This is a genomic window from Chroococcidiopsis sp. CCALA 051, from assembly GCF_003015105.1.
Taxonomy (GTDB): Bacteria; Cyanobacteriota; Cyanobacteriia; order Cyanobacteriales; family Chroococcidiopsidaceae; genus Chroococcidiopsis; species Chroococcidiopsis thermalis.
In genome coordinates this window covers 1-6248 of sequence record NZ_PYCI01000219.1, presented here as the reverse complement: position 1 = coordinate 6248, position 6248 = coordinate 1, and the positions used below count along the sequence as shown (strand labels likewise).

General features: G+C 45.4%; 5 protein-coding genes. All 5 read right to left on the bottom strand.

From position 1 onward, the window contains the following. Window positions 1-142: 142 nt before the first annotated feature. Window positions 143-1180, bottom strand: a complete 1038-nt coding sequence (locus C7Y66_RS29620; protein ID WP_015157237.1) for a glucokinase — start codon at window positions 1178-1180, stop codon at window positions 143-145. Between the two features lie 10 nt (window positions 1181-1190). Further along, on the bottom strand, window positions 1191-1841 hold the full coding sequence (locus C7Y66_RS29615; protein ID WP_015157236.1) for a histidine phosphatase family protein: 651 nt from the start codon (window positions 1839-1841) through the stop codon (window positions 1191-1193). 281 nt (window positions 1842-2122) lie between these two features. After that, window positions 2123-2554, bottom strand: a complete 432-nt coding sequence (locus tag C7Y66_RS29610; protein WP_106548276.1) for a hypothetical protein — start codon at window positions 2552-2554, stop codon at window positions 2123-2125. 57 nt (window positions 2555-2611) lie between these two features. Further along, complete coding sequence (locus C7Y66_RS29605; RefSeq protein WP_106548277.1) at window positions 2612-4417, bottom strand: ABC transporter ATP-binding protein; 1806 nt, start codon at window positions 4415-4417, stop codon at window positions 2612-2614. Window positions 4418-4637: 220 nt separating this feature from the next. Further along, window positions 4638-6248, bottom strand: a 1611-nt coding sequence (locus C7Y66_RS29600; RefSeq protein WP_146149909.1) for a CHAT domain-containing protein, incomplete at its 5' end; no start/stop codon positions are given.

Here is a 6248-nt window from a genome sequence, read left to right as displayed (position 1 = left end):
GTGTAGTGTAGGGGCGGGTTTAGCCCGAAATTCACAGCCACAGCAAGAAATCTTTCCTCAAAACCCGCCCTTACAGAGGTCATAGCGAATTGCGTAGCTTGCGAGTATTGTAGGGGGATTGCGAATTGCGAATTGTCTCCATCTATAAACGATCTGCGGCGATCGCAGCACCAACTAGCCCAATGTCCGATCGCAGGACGATATGCACGGGAACGTTTTCGAGTAAAGGTCGCATCCGTCCCTTACTGGTGAAGGCGCGGATAAAAGTACCTTCTTGCATCAGGGGGAGGATTTTTGCAGCGATGCCACCAGCAATGTATAACCCTGCATATGGTAAGAGTTTGAGGGCGAGGTTTCCTGCTTCTGCGCCGTAAGCCTCAACAAAAATCTGCATAACCCGTTCTGACAGGCGATCGCTTTTTTCTAGGGCGGCTTTGGAAATTGCGGCGGCTGGATCGACGGTTTTTTCTTTCTTGCCAGCTTGTTTTTCCCAAGCTGCTACAACTTGGGCAATTTCTGGCGATTCTTTCACGTTTTGGCGATCGCGAAAAAATTCGTAGATGGCGACAATTCCTTGTCCCGATACCACTCGTTCTACTGAAACTCGTTGGATGTCGTGCTTGTCCAATAGGTATTTCAAGAGGTGAAAGTCTAACTCGGAACGAGGTGCGAAATCAGCGTGTCCGCCTTCGGAACTAAAGACATGGTAAGTGTCGCCTTGCTGAATTAAAAATCCCTGTCCTAATCCCGTTCCTGCACCAATTACCGCGATGGGCGTACCTGTTTGGGGTTTACCTGCTTGGAGGGTGTGCAAATCTGATTCCTGCAAACCCAATATACCGTAACCAACAGCGGCAAAGTCGTTGATTAGGGAAATGGACTCGATCCCCAATTCTTCTTCTAGCCTGGATGCTTCTAGCAGCCAAGTCAAGTTAGTTAACTGTACTGTATTGTTAACAACTGGACCCGCGATCGCAAAACAAGCTTTTTGCGGTAAGAGTTTTTTGCCCAACTTTTCTTCAGAGGTGGCTAAAAACTCTTGGACTATGGGCGCTAAATCTGGATAGTCGCGACTGTTATAGCGTTGTTCGTAAAGGGCTTTGGGTGTTGCTTCTGTTGTTTCCACCAGACGCAAGATCGTCTTCGTGCCACCAATATCTCCTGCTAACAGTATTGTCATAGCGATCGCTTTAATGAAATCGAATAATTTTTTCGGTTTTACTTAAGTGAGATGTGTCGCCATTTAACTCCATCACCCAAGGTTGTTCTGGATCTGGACGAACAACTTTCACTAAACAGCACAAAGCAGCGTTAACCTCTGTCTGAGCCGTTGCGCCCACCAGACCCATTGTTGCACCTACTACAGATGCCCCGTGTCCTACCAACAGAATATCTTTGGAAAATTCTTCTGCTAATAACCGAGCCGTTTTCCCTGCCCGTTCTAGGACAACTTCTCCAGTTTCGGGATATTCTGCCGTGACGCGAGAACTATAGCTAGTGTCGATCCTGGGAAACATGCGGGTTAAAACATCCAGAGGCGCTCTTTTTGGCGCTTGTGGCATCCAAGCAGGATTGAGCCATTCGCTCAAACCAGATTCTAAGTTAATCGAAAGACTGAGGGCTTCTGCTACGTAGTTAGCTGTTTGCACCGTGCGCAAAAATGGCGAAGCAAAGATATGACTGATATTTTCTCCTTTCAGCCGTCGCGCCAGTTGTTGAGCTTGAACTTTACCATCTTCAGAAATCGGCGGATCGAAGGGTCGTTCTGCGGTGAGGAACCACTCAGGATTGACAAAATCAAGACGATTGGCGTGACGAGCAATCCAGACAATTTGAGTCATAGGAGACAATTCCCAAAGCATAGAATTCGCAGAATGCCAAACCTAAATATAAGCAAGTTAAAAGTCAAAAGTCAAAAGTCAAAAGTTAAAGGAAACAGGAGACAGAAGGAAAGCATGGATTTAAAATCGCGGATTTCACCCACGCCTTATGCGCTTACCACCAATTAACTCCTAACTTAAACTCAACCAACATGAAATAAGTAATTGGTCACTGATTACTGGTCACTGGTCACTGTTAACAGGCGATCGCCCCCAAGGGACGACGTTTTCTAGTTTAAAAGTCATGTTTGCACGTACTGGCTCAAACGTTGCTCTAATCTACCTAATAATGTATCTACATCAGAAGCAAGATGCTCGAAACAAATAGGGGGAGGGGGTTCGATTTCAAATTGAATTAACTTAATTTGTCCTTTACCAATACCAAGAATTAAAACTTGTTTTTCAGGATTATGAGCATCAATAAATCCTAAAACTTCTTGGATCTGACTGTTGACGCGATCGTTTAATTTTTCAATTGCAGATTTAGGACAAAAGATAAAACGCGGTGTCGGTTGGATGTCGATACCCAAGGTGTCATCGCTGGCTCCTTTTTCCAAAAACAACCCCCAAGATAGCGCTGCTAACTCTTGTTGATTCTCCTTAACAAAGCAATCTAATTGCTGTCGCCATTGTCCATCTTCTCCAACAGGTTGAGGGCTACCAAATGAGAACATAGTTGGTAATTGGTAATTGGTAATTGGTAGTTGGTAGTTGTTCTATGAGGAACAAATTTATTTTATGCCGGATTGGACGCGCCAGAGCGTGGCGTAGATTCCTCCACGTTCTAGGAGTTGTTCGTGGGTTCCAGATTCGATGAGTTTGCCGTACTCCATGACATAGATACAATCGGCATTACGGACGGTGGAAAGACGATGCGCGATCGCAATTGTGGTTCTATCGACAATAATTCGTTCGAGCGATCGCTGAATAGCTGCTTCTGTTTCGTTATCGACGGCTGATGTCGCTTCATCCAAGATTAAAATTGGTGGGTTCTTTAATACTGCACGGGCGATCGCAATTCTTTGTCGTTGTCCGCCGGATAATTTTTGTCCCCTTTCCCCCACAATTGTTTCATAATCTTGGGGCAGTTGCATGATAAATTCATGCGCTTCTGCAACCTTTGCTGCTGAGATAATTTTATCTATATTGGCATCGGGACTACCATAGGCAATATTCTCAGCTACAGTACCGTGAAATAAGAAAACATCCTGACTGACTAAACCAATACAAGCGCGTAAATCTCTCAATTTTAAATCGCGGATATCGATCCCATCTAAGGTAATCGTTCCCGATCGCACCTCGTATAATCTGAGCAGGAGTTTGACTAAAGTACTCTTCCCCGAACCCGTGGAACCAACAATTGCAATGGTTTTTCCAGCAGGAATCTGCAAAGATAGATTTTCAATGACGGGCGATCGCTCGTAATAAGCAAAGGTAACATCTTTTAATATCACCTCTCCTTTTACCTCATGAATTGGTAAGGTAATATCTCCAGTATGAATATCAATAGGAGTGTCGAGTAAATTCATTACTCGATTTGTCGAAGCCATTGCCCGTTGATATTGGTCAAAGGTTTCGCCTAATCTAGTTAGGGGCCACAACAAACGCTGAATTAAAAAGATCAAGACGCTGTACGTCCCTACACTCATTCTGCCCGCGATCGCTTCCATGCCTCCAAATAAAAGTAAAGCGGTAAAACCCGCTAAAATAATCATCCGAATTAAGGGAACGAAGGCAGCAGATAGCGCGATCGCTTTTCTGTTACTCTGACGATAGGCTTGACTTTCCTCTGCAAGTCTGCTTGATTCATAGGCTTCGGCAGTAAAGCTTTTGATCGTCATAATGCCTGACAAATTATTTGCCAGCCTTGCATTCAATAAGCTAACTTTTTCTCGCACCTCTGCATAACGCGGAGCCAAAAGTCGTTGAAACGCTACCGAACCCCACAAAATAAAAGGCATGGGTAACATCGCCATCCAAGCGACGCTAGGAGCGAGAATAAAGAAAGCCCCGCCGATAATTAGAACTGTAGCGGTAACTTGGATAATTTCATTCGCGCCATTATCCAAAAATCGCTCTAATTGATTGATATCATCGCTCAAAACTGACATCAAGCCGCCCGTACTGCGTTCTTCAAAATAGGCGAGTTCTAATTCTTGCAAGTGGTTGTAAGCATCGAGGCGGAGTTCGTGTTGAATCCTCTGCGCCAAGTTGCGCCATTTCCTGGCATAGGCATATTCAAAAATTGATTCTAGTATCCAAATAATCACTGTGAGGACGGAGAGAATCAGAAATTGAGCAAAAACATCCTTAACTCCCCAACGGGCAATAATTGAATCTTGACGCTGTACTACCACATCAACAGCAACACCAATCAATACAGGTGGAGCCAGATCGAAGATTTTATTTAAGACAGAATAGAAAGATGCCAGCCAAATTTCCCCGCGATAGTGGCGAGTGTAGGCGAGTAAGCGTTTGAGGGGATGCTTTGGTTGAGAACGTGACCTTGGAGAAGATTTACGTTTCGGCGATCGCATTAATGCCTGCGGCTGCATTATATTTATTTACGTCTGTGGGTGTATATTCCACGATAGCGTGGTGAGTCAGGAGAATTCGGAATTCGGAATTCGGAATTCGGAATTGAATGTCACTTTTGCTTCACTCTTTATCTCTTCTCACGCACCACGACGCAGCTAATATCGGCTTATACGCTTCGCCGCTCGCTGCAACACCCCACGCACCACGCACCACTCACTTTTAAAGCCAATTTCCCACTAAAACATAAGCTGCCCAGTAGCCAGGACGACGATAGTTAGGATAGTTTTTCATCAGATTCAGTTGGGCTTGACGTAGGGCTTCGGCACGGGTGAGTTTAGTTTTGGTGAGTTGTTTGTAAAATTCACCAATAAAAATAGCTGTTGCTTCATCGTCAATTTGCCACAGAGAAGCTAGAGTACTCCTAGCCCCAGCCCTGACTGCAATTCCTGCTAGTCCCAAGGCAGCGCGTCTGTCTCCTATAGCAGTTTCGCACGCGCTGAGGACGAGTAATTCGATCGCATTTGGACGGCGACGATTGCGCGATCGCAATAAGTCATCAAATTTCCTGACGTTAATTGGTCCATCAGCGGCGAGGATAAATGTATTCTCGGCTTGAGAACTGAATTGACCGTGAGTCGCTAAATGAACTACGTTGAAGCTAGTTGAGTCGATCTTGGTTTCTAGGCTCTTGCTAGTAAAGGCGCGATCGAGTAATTCGGCAATCGCGACTCCGGCTTGTTGAATTAAATTAAATTCCAACCTGACAGCGGGTAAGGGTGGAAAGGGAGAGTTAGCAGGCGGAACGCTGAGTCCAGCAGTTAAGGCTTTGAGATTGGTTGGAGATATAGGTTGAGGGTTGATGAGTTGCAAACCCGGACTCACGGCGATCGCGTATTTTTCGACCAGATATTGCTTACCATCAAACAATGCAGACATAGGAATATTTCGCAACGCCCCATCTGGGACGAATACTAGGGTTTTGACTCCGCTTTGCTGCAACTCACTAGCAATAGGTTGGATCAGCCAACTGTATATTTGTTGAGATAAAGTTCTGACATCTTTAGTACGATCCGGCTCGGTTAGCGATCGCTGCAATCGTTCTACAGTTTGCTCGACCTGAGTTTGTGGCTGATGGATCGTATAGTGGCGTAGAGGTTGCTGGGGAATTTTGAGAATCACTTCCAGGCGATCGGGTAATATAATCGGATAAATTACCGCTGCTGTAGGATTATCCCGATCCACCACATTATCGATCGCTACAGGTTGGGCTTCGATACAGGCTTCCCGAAAAAAGTTATCTAGTTCCGCTAACTGCAATGCTTCGATCGTTTCGCGTGCCTGGGCGAGGTTTTGCTGAGGAGTTTCGCCTGACTTTTGCCCAGATAACAACAAGGCAACGAGTTCTCGATAGACTGGTTCTACTTCATCGCGAAAATTAAATTGAATCTCTGGGTTGACAGCGACGAGATCGTTACGCAGAGCTTTTAAAGTTTTGACTGCTTCTCTGTAGGTGGCGATCGCCCCTGGAGTATCTCCTTGCGTTCTCAATAAGCGTGCCAATTGCCATTGCCAGCGATAAGTAATATCCGGTGCATTCACTGCCTGAGATAAGATTAAAGCCTGTTCGGTCACCTCTTGAGCGTTCTGCCATTGCCGATTTTGCTCGTATAGACTACCTAAACTACCTACTGCATAAGCCTCAGCTCGTTTATCTCCCAAAGATCGAGATTGGTGGACGGCGGTTGCGAGTAATTGGGCAATAAATGTGGGAGTGGTAATTGGTAATTGGTAATTGGTAATTGGTGTTTTTCTCCCTTGTCCCCCTTGTCC